This is a genomic window from Marinobacter sp. BSs20148, from assembly GCF_000283275.1.
GTDB classification, from domain to species: domain Bacteria; phylum Pseudomonadota; class Gammaproteobacteria; order Pseudomonadales; family Oleiphilaceae; genus Marinobacter; species Marinobacter psychrophilus.
Window position 1 is genome coordinate 2,776,317 of the sequence record NC_018268.1, and the last position, 16,307, is coordinate 2,792,623.

Genomic DNA, 16,307 nt, shown 5'->3' on the forward strand with positions numbered 1-16,307 from the left:
TGGGATTAGCCATTTGCGAATGTTCCTTCAATTCAATCTGCATATTAACAGCTAAATCCCGGATTTTCACAATCTGGAGCACATACTCAGCATCAGACTTTTTTGACGAACTCCGACTTCAGTTTCATCGGTCCAATACCGTCTATTTTGCAGTCAATATCGTGATCACCACCAACCAACCTTATACTTTTAACCTTTGTGCCCACTTTCACCACCAGCGAAGAACCTTTCACTTTAAGGTCTTTAATGACCGTTACGCTGTCGCCGTCTTGCAGTTCATTGCCGTTGGCATCACGGATTATTTTCTCTGATTCTGCGGCGGCAGCCTCGGTTTCGCTCCACTCGTGGCCGCACTCCGGACACACTAACTGGGTGCCGTCTTCGTAGGTAAATTCAGAGGCGCATTGGGGGCAAGGTGGCAACTGTGACATGGCAGGTTTCCTCGGTGATTGAATAGGGTGCGTATTATAGCAGAATCACCCCCCGACCCAGTCACATCGAGCAGTACTTGACCTGAGTGTTAACGTGATAGACCACTTTTATAAAGGAACTTGACCAGTCAGAGCCAGCGCGGCCAGCAAAAGGCAGATAAACAAACCCGCAATTCCGGCAATTTTCAGCCCACCCATCAATTCCTGTTCCGGTGTCATAGCACTTCCTTAATTCCAGATGTATCCCAATTCAGCATTGGCCAACATTAAACTGCCTTATGGTGACTCCCCCCGCACGTGCGCATTCACAAACAACAGTGAAACGCCACACAAACAATTTAATGCGAATCATTATTATTTGCAATTAATTTATTATGACGCCACTCTCCGAATTGCCTATACAACTCAGTGGGGATCGTTCGTGCGCTCCGTCTTATCGAACTGTGGTAGCGAATCAGTGATCTGAAACCAGTCTGACTGCGCTGCTACATGAACGTGTTGGGCCGCGATTTTGCCCAAAGGTTTTTCCAGCGCGCCTACCCGCAGCCGCAAAATGGCGGGAATGGCGTCTACCCTGCTATACAGCTGAGAGCCGCAGCGGCCACAAAAGCCGCGGTATTTGCCCGGGCTGGAAGCGTATTCTTTTAGCTGGTCTGCGCCGATCAACCACTGCATGTGAATTGCCTGTGCCGGCGCGCTGGCAGAAAACGCACTACCATGCGCCCGCTGACACTGTTTACAATGGCACAAGACCACCGGGCCCAAGGGGCCATCATACCGAAACTGGATGTCACCGCAGAGACACCGACCGCTGTACGCCATCGTTAATTTCCTCCCAACAGTAAAGAGGTCGTAACCGCACCAAGAACGCTGAATGTGAGCGTCAAAGAGTTGTTCATTCAATGTCCTTTTATAAAAAAATAACAAGCTAGAAAGAATATTTAATACTTTGCCGAGCCGTGTGAATGGTAGCTGCAGAGAAAATAAGCTACTGTTTAATGTGTCGAAAGTTTAATCAACACGCAACACCGCCCTGCCACTTCGGATTCTATTATGCCCTGCTCGTTTCCCACTGTGAACGCGTTTACTACCCTGCCGGCTAAAGCTCGCCGCCTAGGCGGGTTGGCGTTAGCTGCACTGCTGGCATGGCCGGGGACTCCGGCACTGGCCGCAGACACGAATGGCCAAAGCGCAATGGCGCAGGCAGGCGCATGGAACGGCACCATGCGGGCTTATGCCAGCAAGTCGCTGAATAGCGACAGCGCCCTGGGCATGGCCGCGCTGCCTATGAACGGGCCGGGCGTAGAGCAGTTTATTAATGCCGACACCCTGATGAGCCCGGGCTCCATCATGAAAGTCCTGACCACTTACGCCGCCTTGGAGATACTTGGACCCAACTACACTTGGGACACGGATTTTCTCACCAACGGTGACATGTCCGACAGCACGCTTAATGGCAATCTTTATGTGCGCTTCGGCGGTGATCCAAAACTGACCTTCGAACGCTTATGGTCAACGCTCAGAGAACTGCGGGACATGGGCATAACAAAAGTCAATGGCGACCTGATTCTAGACGGCAGCTATTTCCAGATTGACGGCGGTTTTCCACCTTTCCACGATAACGGCAGCAACCCCCACGCCCCGTTTCTGGTGGAACCCTCTGCGTACCTGACGAACCTCAACCTGAGCCAGCTGGAGGTTCGTTCAGACGAACGCGGCACCCGCTCATGGAGTACACCGAACCTGGCTGAGGTGGTGATCGACAACCAGGTCATTGCCTCAGCCAAAGGCCCTTGCCCGGGCCGCGGTTCATTCATCTGGACACCGGTTTTTCACAGCGACCAAAGCGTGACCGTGTCCGTTAAAGGCACATTACCCATGGGCTGTCGGACCACACGTTACTTGTCTCTGCAATCCCATGAGCGCTACAGCGCATCAATGATCCGCTCGCTACTGGCAGAAATGGGTGTAGAAATCAGCGGCGTCAACCGCTTAAGCAGTACGCCTGAGAACGCGAAACTGATTATGCGCACCACATCGCCAGATCTGGTAACCATGGTGCGCGACATCAATAAATGGAGCAGTAACGTGATGGCGCGCCAGCTGTTACTGGGTATTGGCGCAGAAAAACGCACAGCTGCAGACAACGATGACCGGGTAACGGGTATTCGTGCCATTTACAGCTGGCTGGAAGATAAAGGTATTAACACCACCGGTATGGTGATCGATAACGGAGCCGGTTTGACCCGACATGGCCGCATCAGCGCACGCCAAGGCGTGGATATTCTGAGAAATGCCTGGAATAGCCGCTATTCAGCGGACTTGATGGCCTCAATGCCATTGATTGCAATGGATGGCACCATGGCCCGCAGACTGCGGGACACAGGTATGAAGGGCGAAGGCAGGATCAAAACCGGTTACCTGGAAAATGTGCGTTCCATTGCCGGATTTACTCGTGATCAGAACAACACCACCTGGGCCGTGGTAGGCATGGTCAATCACAACCCTGCCTGGAACGGCCAAGCGGTGCTCGACCGCATTTTGTATTCACTGCATTACAAACCGCCAGTGCCGACGACCCTGTCACAATCTGCAGGCCAGAGCGAAAACCGCATTCGGCAGTAATGAGCAACCGGTTTGATGTCCCGTCTGACTAATTCCCAAGCCTACTGCCTCGCACTTAGCGGCCAAACGGCTTTTCAGGTTTTTGACCGGTAATCTGGCGCAGGGTGAACTCGGTCAGCTTGCCCGCAATGGGAGCAATAAACGTTACCAGCGGAAAAGCCACAGCCCAAGCCACAAGAAATGCACGCAACCAGCGGAATACGAACTGCGCATCCAGCCCGGTGTTCATAAAGGTAATTACTCCAGACATTAGTAATGACATCATGCAAGACATATAAAAGCCAAAAATGAGCTGGCGCACTCGGGCAGAATTAAGGCAGAAGAACATTTCTGTAACGTCTAAAAGCAGGCAACTGTCGTAGGTTAGTTGGAATCAATGGCGTGTTCTAATGCTCTACGCATAGTAGTGAGTAAGCAATCTTTTAGGTAGCGTTTAATGTTTGCACCCATCCGACCACAACGCATGACACCCGCCACTTTATTACGTTTGGCGATCGCAATAGTGCTGGTGCTGGCAATTGCCGGCTGTAGCTCTGCCAAGCTGGCTTACCGTTACGCGGACTGGGGCACGGTGTGGTGGACGGAAAACTATGTATCACTCACCGGCGCTCAACAGCAGGCCCTTGAACAGGGCGTTCGCGATTTTCGCCAATGGCATTGCAGCCGGGAGCTGCCCCGTTACGAACGCTGGTTAAGCACCGTTATAGCCGATGCCAATTCAGCTCTACTGACGAATTCAGCGCGTATGGAGTTCCATCAGGAGCAACTGTTAGCCTTGCTGCCAGCAATCACTGAGAGAGCTACGCCCATGGTAGTGGCCTTCCTCAAAACATTGAGTGACGAGCAGGTTCAGGAATTGGCGGTCAATATGGCCGACCGCCAGCAAGAGCTAGAGCAAGACTTGCTGAAGCGCTCCCCGGAAGCCACTGCCTCGGCTCGCGCTGAACGTACCGCGGAGCGTCTTGAATCGTGGCTAGGCGACTTCAGTGATGACCAGTATTTTCGCATTCAGCGCTGGTCTGCGGCCCAGGCCGGCCAAACCGATATCTGGCTAGAGGGTCGAGAGCGCTGGCAGCAAGTATTTCTGGAAGCCCTGCAACAGCGACAGCAGGCAGAATTCGCCAGCGTTATCTCCGATTTATTGCAAAACCCCGAACAAGCCCGTGGACTGGCTTACCAACAGACCATGGCACAAAGCAAAAATGCTATGGCCAACCTGTTAAGCGACCTACTGGCAATGGGTGGCGAATCTGCCCTGGAACAAGTCAAAGTCAAAGCCGCCGAACTGAAAAGCGACGTTGACGTACTTACCTGCCCACTGCCTACAGTCTGAGGCCGTGCCATTTGCGCCACTTCAAATGGTCAAATAGCCACCGTCAGCGTTCACACAAGCACCGGTGGTGTAACTGGATGCGGCCGATACCAAATACAGCACTGTGCCCGCCATTTCGTCCGGGCTGGCTACCCGCTTCATAGGTATGTGCGCCATCGCCTGTTTTTTGATCGCTTCGTTGCTGGTCAGCGCACTGGCAAATTTTGTATCCGTCAGCCCCGGTAAAAGTGCGTTCACCCGAATGTTCATGGGCCCCAATTCCATAGCGAAAGATTTGGTCATGGAAATGACTGCGGCCTTGGTAATGGAATAAATACCCTGAAAGTGCCCGGGGTTAACGCCATTTACCGACGCCACATTCACAATGGCTCCGCCACCGTATTTTTTCATTAGCTGTGCACCCTTGGCGCACATAAAAAAGTAACCGCGAATATTCACATCCACGGTTTTATTGAAGGCGGCCATATCGGTATCTTCTACCGGCCCAAAATAAGGGTTGGTAGCAGCGTTGTTCACCAGAATGTCCAGCTTGCCGTGCTTTTGTGCTATGTGTTCCCAAACCGCGTCAATCTGGCCCATCTCGCCAATATGGCAGGCGAAGGCCTCAGCGCTGCCACCAGCGCTGCGAATACTGCTGGCCACGGCCTCGCAGCCGTCCAGTTTGCGACTGCTGACAATCACGTGGGCGCCTTGGGCGGCTAATGTGCGAGCAATACTCTCGCCAATACCGCGGCTGGCACCGGTGATTAACGCGATTTTCCCATTCAAATCAAACAGATTTGTGCTCATGGATTCCCCTATTTTTAGCGAAGTTTTTGGCGAAATTGTTAGCGAAAGGTTACCAGGGCGGGGTCTTCCGCCTCTAGGTGGCTGTAGTTGTTGAAAACCGCCAAACTGCGCCGACTGTCGCCATGGCGCTCGCGGCTGCTATAAAGCACTCGGGTAACGCTGGTGTTGGCGATCATGCTGTTCAAGTCCAGAGTGCGCTCATCGCTCAGATCAAGCAGCGCTTGGACGATCACTGCGATGGGGCCACCTGAGGTCGCAACCAACAGATCTTTACCGGCAGCGCAGCTGACTGCCTCGTCCAACGCCGCCAAAACCCGTGTCTTGAACCCAGGCCAGCTTTCCGCGTATTCGTGATCAAAGCCGCCACTGGCCCAGCGCTGCACCGCCGCGAAAAATTCCATTTGAAACGTTTTGGCTGGCGCGATGGACGCAGCCAGATCCCGCGCCATTACGCTGTGGTCCTGCCACTGGGGCCGATGGCGGTGAATCAGCGCCACATGGTCAAACTCATCAAAACCGGACGCTACCTGCATAGCTCGCAAGCCGTCACCAAAACCGCGATCCATAGCCTCCACGGTTTCTCGATGACGCCGCAGCGTACCGCCAAAAACCGCAAGCGGCTTTGCGGCTGTCGCTTGCGAACACTTCAGCGCACGCCCCAGCACCCGCCCCTGCTGCCAGCCGATTTGCGAAAGGCGATCGTAATCTTCAGCGCCAAAGCTGGCCTGGCCGTGGCGCACCAGATAGATCGTTGCCATTATAGGCTGCTCTTTGAAATCAGCTTTTCACAGCGCATTTGTAAATAATTGGCGGCCTGACCAAACATCGCAAAGCGTTTGTCTACAGTCTGGCCATGGTAATAGCGGGTGTAGATCTGCTGAACAATCACCGCCAGACGAAACAGGCCGTAAACCTCGTAAAAATCAAAGTTATCGATCTGTCGCCCTGATTGTTGAGCGTAGTAAGTGACGACCTCGTCGCGAGTCAGCATGCCCGGCTGATGAGTTGGCTGGCGCCGCAACATCTTAAAGGGTGCCTCGTCGTCCGCCTGTACCCAATAAGCCAGACTGTTGCCCAAATCCATCAACGGATCGCCAATGGTCGCCATTTCCCAATCCAGCACCCCAATCACCTCAAAAGGGTTATCTGGATTCAGCACCACGTTGTCAAAACGGTAATCGTTGTGGATAACCACTTGGGCGACATCGTCTGGCATCTTGTCATTCAGCCATTGCATTACCGTGGCAAAATCGCCTACGTCGTCGGTTCGGGCTTTTACAAAGCGGTCGCTCCAACCGCGAATCTGACGCTGCACATAGCCGTCACCTTTGCCCAAATGATTCAGGCCCGCAGCTTCGGCATCGACCTTGTGCAGCTCAACCAGCTTATCGATCACGTTGGTGCAAAGTGTGCGGACGTCTTCTGCTGGCATGGCCAGATCCGCCGGGAAATCCTGGCGCAGAATGACGCCTTCAAGGCGCTGCATCACGTAAAAATCGCAGCCCAGAACGCTGTGGTCATCACAGGTGGCAACAATCTCTGGCACATAACCGTAAACTGGCTTGAGCGTCGCCATCACGCGGGCTTCGCGCAGCATGTCGTGGGCTGAACGGGCAATTTTTCCAAACGGCGGCCGGCGTAGGACAAACGAATGCGAGCCATAATCCACCTGATAGGTCAGATTTGAAGCGCCACCGGGATACTGGCGAATCACTGGCTCGCCCTTTAGATCAGCCACCGCCTGCTTCATAAAGCGATCGACCGCTGAGGCATCCAGCTCCTCGCCATCGCGCACCGCTACCGCCTGATCAATCTGACTCATTACATCCACTCCCGTTTTACAAAATTCGACCGTGCCGCACCTTCAGGATTTGGGCTTCGCACCCACCTTTTTAATCCAGCTCTTACTGCCCTGATGCATCAGCCAATCAAAAGCCCAGGGGGCGTGGCGTTTGAGCACCCACATACGACGCTCCTTGGTATGGGGCAGAACCCAGAAAGTGTTGCTCTGAACCGCCCGAAAAATGTCATCGGCCACATCTTCCGCCGAAATCGTGGAGCGTTTCATCAACTTGGCGACATTACCCTGAACACCTGGAATCACCGAGCGCATACCTTCGGTCAGATTGGTCTGAAAAAACGCCGGGCATACGCAACTGACCTGAATACCGCTCTCGCGCAGCTCTTGGCTCATAGTTTCCGACAGAGCAATGACACCGGCCTTGGACACATTGTAACTGTTCATCATCGGCGCCAGCATCAGGCCTGCCATAGACGCAATATTCACAAACGTACCCGCGCCCTGCTGTTTGAACATCGGTGTAAACGCCTTACAACCGCGCACCACGCCCAGCACGTTGATATCCAGAATCCACTCCCAATCCGCCATCGGCGTGTCTTCAATAGACCCGGCCGACGCCACACCGGCGTTATTCACCACAATATCCACACCGCCCCAACGCGCGACCAGATCATCCCGAACCCGCTCCAGATCCTTCAGCCGGCGAACATCACAACCCACATAATAGCTCTCGCCACCCGCCTTGCTGATTTCCTGCTCTACCAAAGCGCCCTGCTGCGGATTCACATCGCCAATGCAAACCTTCGCGCCCTCACGGGCATAGCGCAGCGCAATCGCCCGCCCCAAACCACTGGCTCCGCCGGTAATAAATACTCTTGTTGTCATAGTTATGTCCTGATGTTTGAAAAACAGTTGATACTAAAACCGGCTAAAACTGTGATGAGCCATAAGTGGCGGAGCCCAAACCGCGCTGGAAGCCTTGAGGCGTGTTTCATCCGCACCAACGGCCAGTCGCCAACCTCCGTTTCTAGCGCTTGGGGCACAAAACGCCTATGCCAAATAAAAACCTATTTGTACTTACGCAATTCAAGCCGAGCCACCGTAGCTCTATGCACCTCATCTGGCCCATCCGCCAAACGCAACACCCGCGCATAGGCAAACAATGCCGTCAGCGGAGAGTCATCATCACTCACACCAGCCCCACCGTGAATCTGAATAGCGTCATCCACAATTGTCTGCAGCATCTGCGGCACCACCGCCTTGATCATCGACACCTCCTGCAATGCTCCAGCAATGCCCTTGGTATCCAAGGCCCAGGCGCACTTCAACGTCAACAAACGTGCTTGCTCGATGGCCATACGCGCGTTGGCAATCTTGTCCACATTGCCCCCCAATTTAGCCAAAGGGCGACCGAACGCCTCACGCGATAACGCACGCTTAACCAACAGCTCAAGCGCCCGCTCAGCCGCGCCAATGGCGCGCATGCAGTGGTGCACCCGCCCCGGCCCCAAACGGCCCTGGGCAACCTCAAAGCCGCGACCAGGCCCGGCAATAAACGCCGAGACCGGCAGCCGCACGTTATCAAACGCCACCACGCCATGGCCGTAAGGCTCATCGTAGGCACCAAATACCGGCAACATGCGCTCAATGCTAACACCCGGCGCGTCCATCGGTACCAACACCATCGAATGGCGACGGTGCTTGGCCGCATCGGTATCGGTTACGCCCATAAAAATGGCGACCTTGCAGTCCGGATGGCCCACACCTGTGCTCCACCACTTGCGCCCGTTCAGAACCACCTCATCGCCGTCCACCGTGGCGGTAGCCGCCATAGTCGTCGCGTCTGACGAGGCCACGTCGGGTTCGGTCATACAAAAAGCCGAACGAACTTCACCACTAAGCAAACGCGGCAGCCATTCTGCTTTCTGCTGATCTGAACCGTAATGGATCAGCACCTCCATGTTGCCGGTGTCTGGCGCGTTGCAGTTGAAGATTTCCGGCGCAATAAAGCTGCGACCGGTCTCCTCGGCAATCAGCGCGTAGTCGGAATTCAGCAGGCCACAACCGTAGGTGTCATCGGGAAAAAACAGATTCCACAGGCCTTGCTCCTGAGCTTTGGCCTTCAGTTCGCGAATAACGGGCAGCACCACCCAACGGTTATCCAGTGCCGCCAGTTCCCGGTGGTACTGTGCCTCTACCGGATAAATCTCGTCGGCCATGAAGCGTTTTACCCGCTCCAGGTAATCCTGGCCCTTGGCTGAAATTGAAAAATCCATTGTTTTACCTCCTACGCTGACTGAGCGCTACTGACACTCGCGGTTTGCGACTGGTTTCAGTGTAGGCACAGGCAAAGTATTACGCGACTGAATTATTTTTATCCTTTACCATTAGTAAAATTGATATCACTGCGCATCTTGGGGATGAAAAACATGGCGGCAAACCGGCCAGACCTGAATCTGCTTCAGGTTTTTGACACTATTTATCGCGAAGGCAGTCTGACTCGCGCCGCCAAGACCCTGCACTTGACTCAGCCTGCGCTCAGCCACTCGCTGGCGCGGTTGCGGACCTGGTTTAATGATCCACTGTTCAGCCGCCAGGGCAACCGCATGGTACCTACGCCGCTGGCCACCCGATTTATAGACTCCATGCGGCCAGGGCTCAACCAGATACACAGCGCCGTCGCTCAGTTCCATAGCTTTGACCCGACACATCAGCGTAAGACGTTTTCGCTGGCTCTGCGCGACATTTTGGAATCGACATTTTTGCCCCACCTGATGACGCAGCTAGCGCCCTATCCGGATCTGGCCATTGTTAGCCAAAGAGTGGCGCGCCGGGACATGGAAAGCCAACTGGCGGCGGGAAAACTGGATTTTGCAATTGACGTGCTGCTGCCCGTGAGCGAACACACCGGCCACCAATGGCTGCACCAAGACCCACTTGTGGTTCTCGCGCGCAAAGACCATCCGTGGGTGACTATGGCGCCGACCGAGGCCAGTGGCGAGTTTTTGGCTGAGCGCTATTTGGAAGCGTACCTGCAAGCACAGCACGTACTGGTGTCGTCGCGGGCCACAGGTTCGGGAGTAGAGGATTTCGAGTTATCAAGATTGGGACTGCAGCGGGACATACGTTTGCGCTGTCAGCACTATTTTGCAGCCTGCCGGGTGGTCGCCAACACCGAGCTGTTGCTGACCATGCCGGCTTCTTACGCGCGGCTACTGGCCAGCCATCATGACCTTGCCGTTATGCCAACGCCGGCGCCGTTTCCGCCGGTGAATGTTCATTTGTACTGGCACAAAGCCTATGAGCAAGAACCCGCACTGGTGTGGTTTCGCCAAAAACTGATACGTGACCAGCCTCAATAGGCGCCCACCAGTCCCAGAAATCCGAAGAAGCCGGCTGCGGTAATGCCCAATGAGGCAACCACAATCGCAAACCCCCACCAAATTGCCTTACCCGGGTCAACGTTCAGATTATACCCGCGCAGGGCCCGGTAAAATGCCCAGGGTCCCAATACAAAAGCGCCCGCAATGGCAAACACCAGGCCCACACTTATACCCAAAAATGTCCAAGTGGCCAGGTTAGTGGCGCGTTCCTGCAACTGTTCGGTAACTCCCTGACGCTGCAAAAAAATTCGGCAAAATAGCCAAACCAGAGCGAACAAAATGGCGACAAAAACGGCGCCACCTATAGCGGTCAAAATTCGATAAAACACAAGCACCTGCCTTATAAGGGAGAAATAAAAAATACGGGTTCGACCAAATTAATCTTCTGGAAAAAAAGATTCCGGCAATTTTTCAAAGCCTAGTCTGGCGAACAGGTAACCCTGAAACAGGCTGATGCCCCTTTGCCGAACCCAGCGATATTCTTCCATGGTTTCCACACCTTCGGCTATCACCCGGCTACCGAGTTGGTCCGACATGACCAGATTACCGTTAACCACTGCTTGTTGTTTATCATTACGCTCAATACCACGCAACAGAGTCATATCCAGCTTAATCAGGTTGGTAGACTGCGTTGGGCATGCAATTGATGCTTAACCGCGCTTGCAGCTTCAGGCTTGCCGCCAACTTTACTGCTTTGACCTTGCACCTCTGGTCAAACGAGTATCTGTTGAGTTGGTTTACGCGGTTCAAAATAGTGCGAGCGCCCTCGCCTTGGGCACCTCACACCTACGCTCACTATAGTCGTCACCCGCTGAACCGTAAATAACTCATCGATTTAGCCGGTGGCATTGGCTGCCATCACAGCTACACTCATCACAACTACGCTACCGTAGTGCTTTTTTGTTTACCGGCCAAGGAGTTTGAATGTCTGCTACAACTAACATCGCTATCACACCCGGCGACGGTATTGGCCCGGAAGTGGTCAATCAAGCTGTTAATTGCCTCGTATTATTGCGTCAGCGCTTCAAACTGGACCTGGACTGGCACCCATTCCCCTGGCCCTCACACCGTTGGCACCAGCAACACGGCGAATCCATGCCTGCTGACGCTCTAGAACAACTAGGCGCCTTTGATGCCATTTTGCTGGGCGCTCTGGGCGACCCTGGCCCGGTGACCGATCACAATCGTTATCTGTTGTCTGATAGCGTGTCGCTGGCGCCGTTACTGCAGATCCGTAAAGGCTTTGACCAGTGGGTTTGCGAGCGCCCCGCGCGCTTGCTGCCCGGTGCTCGCCAGTATCTAGCGGACGATCGCGCCCGCGACATCGACATGCTGGTCATTCGGGAAAACTCAGAGGGAGAATACGTCAGCCAGGGCGGACGCCTGCGCCAGGGTACGCCCCATGAAGTGGCTACCCAGATTGAAGTATTTACCCATTTTGCCAGCGAGCGCATCATTCGTTACGGCTTCGAACAAGCCCGTGCGCGAGCCATTCAGCGCCAGCAACACCATCAGACACGCCAATTTCAGACATTGGATGGTCGCGTCTGCGACAGCCAGGTTTGCCTGGTGACCAAACGCAACGCCTTGCGTTACTGGGGTGACCTTTATACCGAAGTGTTTGAACGCATGAGCCTGGAGTACCCAGATGTAGCAACCCACCATGAGTTGGTGGATGCCGCCTGCATGAAGTTCGTACAAAGCCCGTGGACGTTCGATGTCGTGGTAGCCAGTAATCTGCAAGGCGACATTTTAACCGATCTGGCCGCGGTGCTGTCCGGCGGCATGGGGGTAGCACCATCCTGCAACCTGAATCCCACGGACCCGACCATGCCGTCAATGTTCGAGCCGACTCACGGCAGCGCGCCGGATATTGCCGGCCAGGGCCTTGCGGACCCCACAGCGATGTTATTTACCACTGCGCGCATGCTGGACTGGTTAGCCCATAAAGATCCCATCATGGCCGCGGCAGGCCTTGCTCTGTTTGAGGCTACCGCTGCAGACCTGGCACAGCATGGCGGCAAACGACGATCAACCGCTGAGATCGGCGCAGCCGTTTGTGCACGGTTAAAGGCCTGACCTCAAAGTAAACACCGCTGCGCCTAGTCGGCCATAACAAATTCAAGCCGGCCTGGCGCTACGCGGATATCCATGGGCACCATGCCAAGCATACGCTGGGCCATGCTGCTATCGTCTAAGCGATATATCGGCATAGTTTCCAGCATTTGCGCCACTACCCGCATAACCGTGTCGGTAACGGGTTTAAGATCACCACGGAAAAGTGGTGATTCAACGCTGCTTTCCAATAGTTGTAAACGACGAAGATACACCGCCTTTTCAGCGCTGTCATAAACCGGAGCGCCCTCCAGCTTCAACGAGATATCCACTGGCAGTTTTGCCATTAAAACGGTAAGAGCTACTTGCCCTTTCAACCCTATTATGGCCACATCACGACCGTCCGGGCCAAGGGTAATGTCGGCGTCATTCAAACTCAGGCTTAATGGCGAGCCACTTTGCAACTGCTTGCGATCGTAATCGCGCACAGCATCCTGCAGGTGGCGTTCAAGCTCACCTTCGGAAACTGCATAAGGAGAAAGGCTGGCGCAACCACTGGCCAGAACGGCCAGCAAGACAATGCTCAAACAGCGCAGGGTATTCAAAAATCCGACCATCAGTGTTGCCTCCGTGGGATCGGACTCTATCCTGACCCACGGCTGCCAAGCGGGCAAGGCCCGCTTGGCCTTATTGGCTGGCTATTATCAGGTTGATCATAAGTTCTGCTTGGCCATCCACGGAATGATCCGGTCAAACGCCGCATCCAGTTTCTCGCAGGTGGTGGAAAAACTGAAACGCAGAGCATTGGTGCAACCCTCACCAAAGGAGTCTCCCGGCACCACGCACACGCCCGTTTCTTTCAGCATCCGCAGCGCCAGATCTGTTCCATCCACATGGGGGGGTAAGTCTGGAAACGCAAAAAACGCACCGCCAGGTTTATAGCCGTTCAGGTGTGGGGTTTGCGCAATCAGGTCCACAATTTTGTCGCGGCGCTCGCGATAAATATTCAACATGTCGGTCACACATTGCTGATCGCCGTTCAGTGCCGCAACACCGGCGAACTGCGCCGGCGTGTTCGCCACTGACGTGGTAAACATGTGGTAGCGCCGCAGCGACTTGATGGCCGCCTGACTGGAAATCACCCAGCCTACCCTCAACCCCGCCATACTGTACGTCTTGGAGAAACTACTGATGCACATGATGTTGTCTAGATCCACCGCACAATTGAGCACGCTGGCAAATTCGTCGTCATCAAAAATAAAGTGGTCATACACCTCATCCGCGTACACCTGAATTCCACGATAAGCACACTCCTCCAGAATCGCTTCTACCGTTGAACGCGGATACACCGCTCCGGTGGGGTTATTCGGATTGTTCAGAATCAGCGCGAAGGTGCGCGGCCCAATCGCTCGGATAACGTCGTTTGGATCCAACTGGTGGTTGTTTTCCACGTAGGTCGGCACATATTTCACCTCGCCACCATTCATCCGGATCAGCGGCGCGTACAGCAGAAAAGACGGATCTGTCACTAGGAACTGACGCCCCGGTGCGGCAGTTGCCGCTATGGCCAGGTACATAGCCTCGGTGGCGCCATTGGTCACCAGGATGTTGTCGCGAGTAAGCTTGCGGTTGTAGCGTTTGCCATAATAGTCGCGCAGTGCTGTCACCAGTTCCGGCAGGCCCGCATCCATTGTATAGCCGGTTTGGCCAGCGTGAAGAGCATCCACGTAAGCGTCAATAATATGTTTGGGCGTGGGCAAATCAGGCTGACCAATAGACAGATGAATCACGTCTTTCATCGTGGCCGCCAGATTCACCATACGACGAATGCCGGGTATGGGAACAGCCTGCATAGCAGGGTTCCAGCTGGCTTTGGTTTTGCGGTATTTGACGGTCCTGCTTTTGGCTTGGCTGCTTTCGTGGTTGGCGGACGCCACCATAAATTAACTCCTACAAGCTGCGACGAGGTGAGACGGAAAAGTTCCGCTGAAATTGCAGGTTAGCCTCGTTACGCAGGCTCTACAAGCACGCATCTGCAGGTTGACCCCGGCGCATGTGCTGTCCAGACTGTAAGCACGCTCGCTAATCCATTCAAGCCCCAGGGCTCAAGGGAAAAAACACTCATGGCCACACAAAAAAAACCAGTGATTACCATTCTGACTGCGCCCGGTGATCCACAACCCGAGGGCTTACATGCCTTGCGGTCACGAGTAGAAATACGTCACGCCTGGGACGAGAGAACCCTAAAAAATACCTTGCCCGGTACCTCGGTAATGTTGGTCACTGATTTTCGTACCGAAGCGCTGGAAGCCGCCTGGCACTGCGCCGATGAGCTGCGCTGGATTCACGCCACCAGCGCAGGCGTGGATGCGCTGATGTTCCCTGCGCTGGTGAGCAGCAAGGTGATGGTTACCAACGCCCGCGGTATTTTCGACCGCACGATTGCCGAGTATGTGTTGTGCACCATTCTCATGTTTGCCAAGGATTTCCCGGCATCATTGCGACTTCAGTCAGCGCATCGCTGGCAGCACCGCGACACCGAAAGAGCGGAAGGCAAACACGTGCTGGTGGTGGGTGCCGGTTCCATCGGTCGACAAATTGCCCGCCTAACGAAGGCCATTGGCATGAACCCCCATGGCATCGCCCGCAGCGCCCGCTCGCAAGATGCAGACTTCATTGCGGTACACTCCAACGACCAGCTCCATGAGCAACTTGGCAAAGCTGACTACGTGGTCATTGCGGCACCACTGACACCACAAACCGAGGGCCTTTTTGACAGCGTCGCCTTTGCCGCGATGCGCAAGGAAGCACGCCTGATCAACATTGGTCGTGGCCCGATTGTTAAGACCGATGACCTGGTCGCCGCTCTGGAACAGGGCCAGATTGCCGGTGCCGCGTTGGACGTGTTTGAGGAAGAACCGCTGCCGGCCGACCATCCGCTATGGGATCGAGAAAACGTGATCATGACGGCCCATATGGCCGGCGATTTTATTGGCTGGCGGCGGGCTCTGGTGGATCAGTTCCTGCAGAACTTCGATCGCTGGCACCAGAATAAAGAGGTGTTCAATCGCGTTGACAAAGGATTGGGCTACGCCGCCAAAGGCTAAAAATACGGCGCCGAACAAAAACAAAAAAAACAAAAAAGCCGACGGCTGTGACAGCACGTCGGCTTTTTTGTTACCCGTTTTAGATTAGCTGCCCGAGAGCGACTGTTCCGACGGGTCAATCTCCATCTGCTGAATGGCAATCACAGCCTGGGTGCGATTACGCACACCCAGTTTGCGGAAAACCGCCGTAATGTGGGCTTTGATCGTGGCTTCAGATACCTCTAGATCGTAAGCGATCTGCTTATTCAACAGGCCTTCGGCCAACATACCTAACACACGAAACTGCTGAGGTGTGAGTGACGCCAGTTTCTCGGAAAAATCGGTGGCATCTGAATGCATACGTTCGATTTTGTCCGCGGCGCCCTCGGGCAACCATACATCGCCCTGCAGCACGTCCTGAATGGCCTTGGTAATGGTGGGCAGCGGCGCCGATTTCGGAATAAATCCAGACGCTCCATAGTCGATTGAACGGCGCACTACCTGCAACTGCTCCGAACCCGACACCACCACCACCGGCAAGCCAGGATACTGCCCGCGCATGAACACCAGCCCAGAGAAGCCGTGAGCACCCGGCATGTTCAGATCCAGTAGCACCAGATCGGAATCCGGGTGAGCCTCTATCGCCGCTTGCAGCGCCTTGATGCTGTCAACCTCTATGGTAAGCGCATCGGGTACTGCCTGGTTCACCGCTTGCTTCAATGCTGCCCGAAACAGCGGGTGATCGTCCGCGACAATAATTGTTTGTGCCATTCCACGGTATCCTTGACGATGCCGGCGCTTGCC

Annotated in this window: 18 protein-coding genes; 5 read left to right on the plus strand and 13 right to left on the minus strand. The window is 54.6% G+C overall.

Annotated features, from left to right (window positions below; all coding sequences use genetic code 11):
• Positions 1-92 precede the first annotated feature (92 nt).
• Positions 93-431, minus strand: coding sequence for a zinc ribbon domain-containing protein YjdM (locus tag MRBBS_RS12570; protein WP_014871901.1), 339 nt, complete (start codon positions 429-431; stop codon positions 93-95).
• Between the two features lie 405 nt (positions 432-836).
• Positions 837-1,253: a GFA family protein gene (locus MRBBS_RS12575; RefSeq protein ID WP_041635284.1), complete on the minus strand. Its 417-nt coding sequence runs from the start codon at positions 1,251-1,253 to the stop codon at positions 837-839.
• Between the two features lie 231 nt (positions 1,254-1,484).
• On the opposite strand from MRBBS_RS12575, the gene dacB reads away from it, so the two are divergent.
• Complete coding sequence (dacB, locus tag MRBBS_RS12580; RefSeq protein WP_014871904.1) at positions 1,485-3,056, plus strand: D-alanyl-D-alanine carboxypeptidase/D-alanyl-D-alanine-endopeptidase; 1,572 nt, start codon at positions 1,485-1,487, stop codon at positions 3,054-3,056.
• 55 nt (positions 3,057-3,111) lie between these two features.
• Here the strand turns inward: dacB and MRBBS_RS12585 are convergent, their stop codons facing one another.
• Entirely contained in the window at positions 3,112-3,384 is a 273-nt protein-coding gene (locus MRBBS_RS12585; RefSeq protein WP_041635285.1) for a DUF2798 domain-containing protein, read from the minus strand.
• A gap of 108 nt (positions 3,385-3,492) precedes the next feature.
• On the opposite strand from MRBBS_RS12585, the gene MRBBS_RS12590 reads away from it, so the two are divergent.
• Positions 3,493-4,389, plus strand: a complete 897-nt coding sequence (locus tag MRBBS_RS12590; protein WP_014871906.1) for a DUF6279 family lipoprotein — start codon at positions 3,493-3,495, stop codon at positions 4,387-4,389.
• Positions 4,390-4,410: 21 nt separating this feature from the next.
• On the opposite strand, the gene MRBBS_RS12595 is transcribed toward MRBBS_RS12590, so the two are convergent.
• The 5 genes from MRBBS_RS12595 to MRBBS_RS12615 all read right to left on the minus strand — a co-directional run bounded on the left by MRBBS_RS12595 (position 4,411) and on the right by MRBBS_RS12615 (position 9,255).
• Entirely contained in the window at positions 4,411-5,178 is a 768-nt protein-coding gene (locus MRBBS_RS12595) for an SDR family oxidoreductase (protein WP_014871907.1), read from the minus strand.
• A 38-nt stretch (positions 5,179-5,216) separates the two neighbouring features.
• On the minus strand, positions 5,217-5,936 hold the full coding sequence (locus MRBBS_RS12600) for a histidine phosphatase family protein (RefSeq protein WP_014871908.1): 720 nt from the start codon (positions 5,934-5,936) through the stop codon (positions 5,217-5,219).
• Positions 5,936-7,000, minus strand: a complete 1,065-nt coding sequence (locus MRBBS_RS12605) for a phosphotransferase family protein (RefSeq protein WP_014871909.1) — start codon at positions 6,998-7,000, stop codon at positions 5,936-5,938. Before MRBBS_RS12605 ends, MRBBS_RS12600 begins: the two co-directional genes overlap by 1 nt.
• A gap of 42 nt (positions 7,001-7,042) precedes the next feature.
• Positions 7,043-7,864, minus strand: a complete 822-nt coding sequence (locus tag MRBBS_RS12610; protein ID WP_014871910.1) for an SDR family oxidoreductase — start codon at positions 7,862-7,864, stop codon at positions 7,043-7,045.
• Between the two features lie 182 nt (positions 7,865-8,046).
• Positions 8,047-9,255 carry an acyl-CoA dehydrogenase family protein gene (locus MRBBS_RS12615; protein WP_014871911.1) on the minus strand — a complete coding sequence of 403 codons (1,209 nt, stop codon included), beginning with the start codon at positions 9,253-9,255 and terminating at the stop codon, positions 8,047-8,049.
• Between the two features lie 153 nt (positions 9,256-9,408).
• Here MRBBS_RS12615 and MRBBS_RS12620 point away from each other — a divergent pair, with 153 nt between their 5' ends.
• Complete coding sequence (locus tag MRBBS_RS12620; protein ID WP_014871912.1) at positions 9,409-10,341, plus strand: LysR family transcriptional regulator; 933 nt, start codon at positions 9,409-9,411, stop codon at positions 10,339-10,341.
• On the opposite strand, the gene MRBBS_RS12625 is transcribed toward MRBBS_RS12620, so the two are convergent.
• The gene (locus MRBBS_RS12625; RefSeq protein WP_014871913.1) at positions 10,335-10,691 is read right to left on the minus strand and encodes a hypothetical protein; all 357 of its coding nucleotides are present in this window, start codon (positions 10,689-10,691) and stop codon (positions 10,335-10,337) included. The two genes, MRBBS_RS12620 and MRBBS_RS12625, sit on opposite strands and share 7 nt — an antisense overlap.
• A 48-nt stretch (positions 10,692-10,739) precedes the next feature.
• Positions 10,740-10,964 carry an EAL domain-containing protein gene (locus MRBBS_RS20055; protein ID WP_014871914.1) on the minus strand — a complete coding sequence of 75 codons (225 nt, stop codon included), beginning with the start codon at positions 10,962-10,964 and terminating at the stop codon, positions 10,740-10,742.
• A 322-nt stretch (positions 10,965-11,286) separates the two neighbouring features.
• Here MRBBS_RS20055 and MRBBS_RS12635 point away from each other — a divergent pair, with 322 nt between their 5' ends.
• The gene (locus MRBBS_RS12635) at positions 11,287-12,441 is read left to right on the plus strand and encodes an isocitrate/isopropylmalate dehydrogenase family protein (protein ID WP_014871915.1); all 1,155 of its coding nucleotides are present in this window, start codon (positions 11,287-11,289) and stop codon (positions 12,439-12,441) included.
• Between the two features lie 23 nt (positions 12,442-12,464).
• Here the strand turns inward: MRBBS_RS12635 and MRBBS_RS12640 are convergent, their stop codons facing one another.
• Positions 12,465-13,034 (minus strand): DUF1439 domain-containing protein, encoded by a 570-nt coding sequence (locus tag MRBBS_RS12640; protein WP_014871916.1) that lies wholly within the window; start codon positions 13,032-13,034, stop codon positions 12,465-12,467.
• A 96-nt stretch (positions 13,035-13,130) separates the two neighbouring features.
• The gene (locus MRBBS_RS12645; protein WP_014871917.1) at positions 13,131-14,357 is read right to left on the minus strand and encodes a pyridoxal phosphate-dependent aminotransferase; all 1,227 of its coding nucleotides are present in this window, start codon (positions 14,355-14,357) and stop codon (positions 13,131-13,133) included.
• Positions 14,358-14,540: 183 nt separating this feature from the next.
• Here MRBBS_RS12645 and MRBBS_RS12650 point away from each other — a divergent pair, with 183 nt between their 5' ends.
• Entirely contained in the window at positions 14,541-15,524 is a 984-nt protein-coding gene (locus MRBBS_RS12650) for a D-2-hydroxyacid dehydrogenase (protein WP_041635286.1), read from the plus strand.
• Between the two features lie 84 nt (positions 15,525-15,608).
• On the opposite strand, the gene MRBBS_RS12655 is transcribed toward MRBBS_RS12650, so the two are convergent.
• On the minus strand, positions 15,609-16,274 hold the full coding sequence (locus MRBBS_RS12655; protein WP_014871918.1) for a LuxR C-terminal-related transcriptional regulator: 666 nt from the start codon (positions 16,272-16,274) through the stop codon (positions 15,609-15,611).
• Between the last annotated feature and the right edge of the window lie 33 nt (positions 16,275-16,307).

Coding starts and splice junctions, on each gene's coding strand:
- MRBBS_RS12600 (WP_014871908.1), bottom strand. CDS start 5,936: ATGGCAACGATCTATCTGGTGCGCCACGGCCAGGCCAGCTTTGGCGCT.
- MRBBS_RS12570 (WP_014871901.1), bottom strand. CDS start 431: ATGTCACAGTTGCCACCTTGCCCCCAATGCGCCTCTGAATTTACCTAC.
- MRBBS_RS12610 (WP_014871910.1), bottom strand. CDS start 7,864: ATGACAACAAGAGTATTTATTACCGGCGGAGCCAGTGGTTTGGGGCGG.
- MRBBS_RS12635 (WP_014871915.1), top strand. CDS start 11,287: ATGTCTGCTACAACTAACATCGCTATCACACCCGGCGACGGTATTGGC.
- MRBBS_RS12585 (WP_041635285.1), bottom strand. CDS start 3,384: ATGTTCTTCTGCCTTAATTCTGCCCGAGTGCGCCAGCTCATTTTTGGC.
- MRBBS_RS12605 (WP_014871909.1), bottom strand. CDS start 7,000: ATGAGTCAGATTGATCAGGCGGTAGCGGTGCGCGATGGCGAGGAGCTG.
- dacB (WP_014871904.1), top strand. CDS start 1,485: ATGCCCTGCTCGTTTCCCACTGTGAACGCGTTTACTACCCTGCCGGCT.
- MRBBS_RS12620 (WP_014871912.1), top strand. CDS start 9,409: ATGGCGGCAAACCGGCCAGACCTGAATCTGCTTCAGGTTTTTGACACT.
- MRBBS_RS12645 (WP_014871917.1), bottom strand. CDS start 14,357: ATGGTGGCGTCCGCCAACCACGAAAGCAGCCAAGCCAAAAGCAGGACC.
- MRBBS_RS20055 (WP_014871914.1), bottom strand. CDS start 10,964: ATGACTCTGTTGCGTGGTATTGAGCGTAATGATAAACAACAAGCAGTG.
- MRBBS_RS12655 (WP_014871918.1), bottom strand. CDS start 16,274: ATGGCACAAACAATTATTGTCGCGGACGATCACCCGCTGTTTCGGGCA.
- MRBBS_RS12640 (WP_014871916.1), bottom strand. CDS start 13,034: ATGGTCGGATTTTTGAATACCCTGCGCTGTTTGAGCATTGTCTTGCTG.
- MRBBS_RS12590 (WP_014871906.1), top strand. CDS start 3,493: ATGTTTGCACCCATCCGACCACAACGCATGACACCCGCCACTTTATTA.
- MRBBS_RS12595 (WP_014871907.1), bottom strand. CDS start 5,178: ATGAGCACAAATCTGTTTGATTTGAATGGGAAAATCGCGTTAATCACC.
- MRBBS_RS12615 (WP_014871911.1), bottom strand. CDS start 9,255: ATGGATTTTTCAATTTCAGCCAAGGGCCAGGATTACCTGGAGCGGGTA.
- MRBBS_RS12575 (WP_041635284.1), bottom strand. CDS start 1,253: ATGGCGTACAGCGGTCGGTGTCTCTGCGGTGACATCCAGTTTCGGTAT.
- MRBBS_RS12650 (WP_041635286.1), top strand. CDS start 14,541: ATGGCCACACAAAAAAAACCAGTGATTACCATTCTGACTGCGCCCGGT.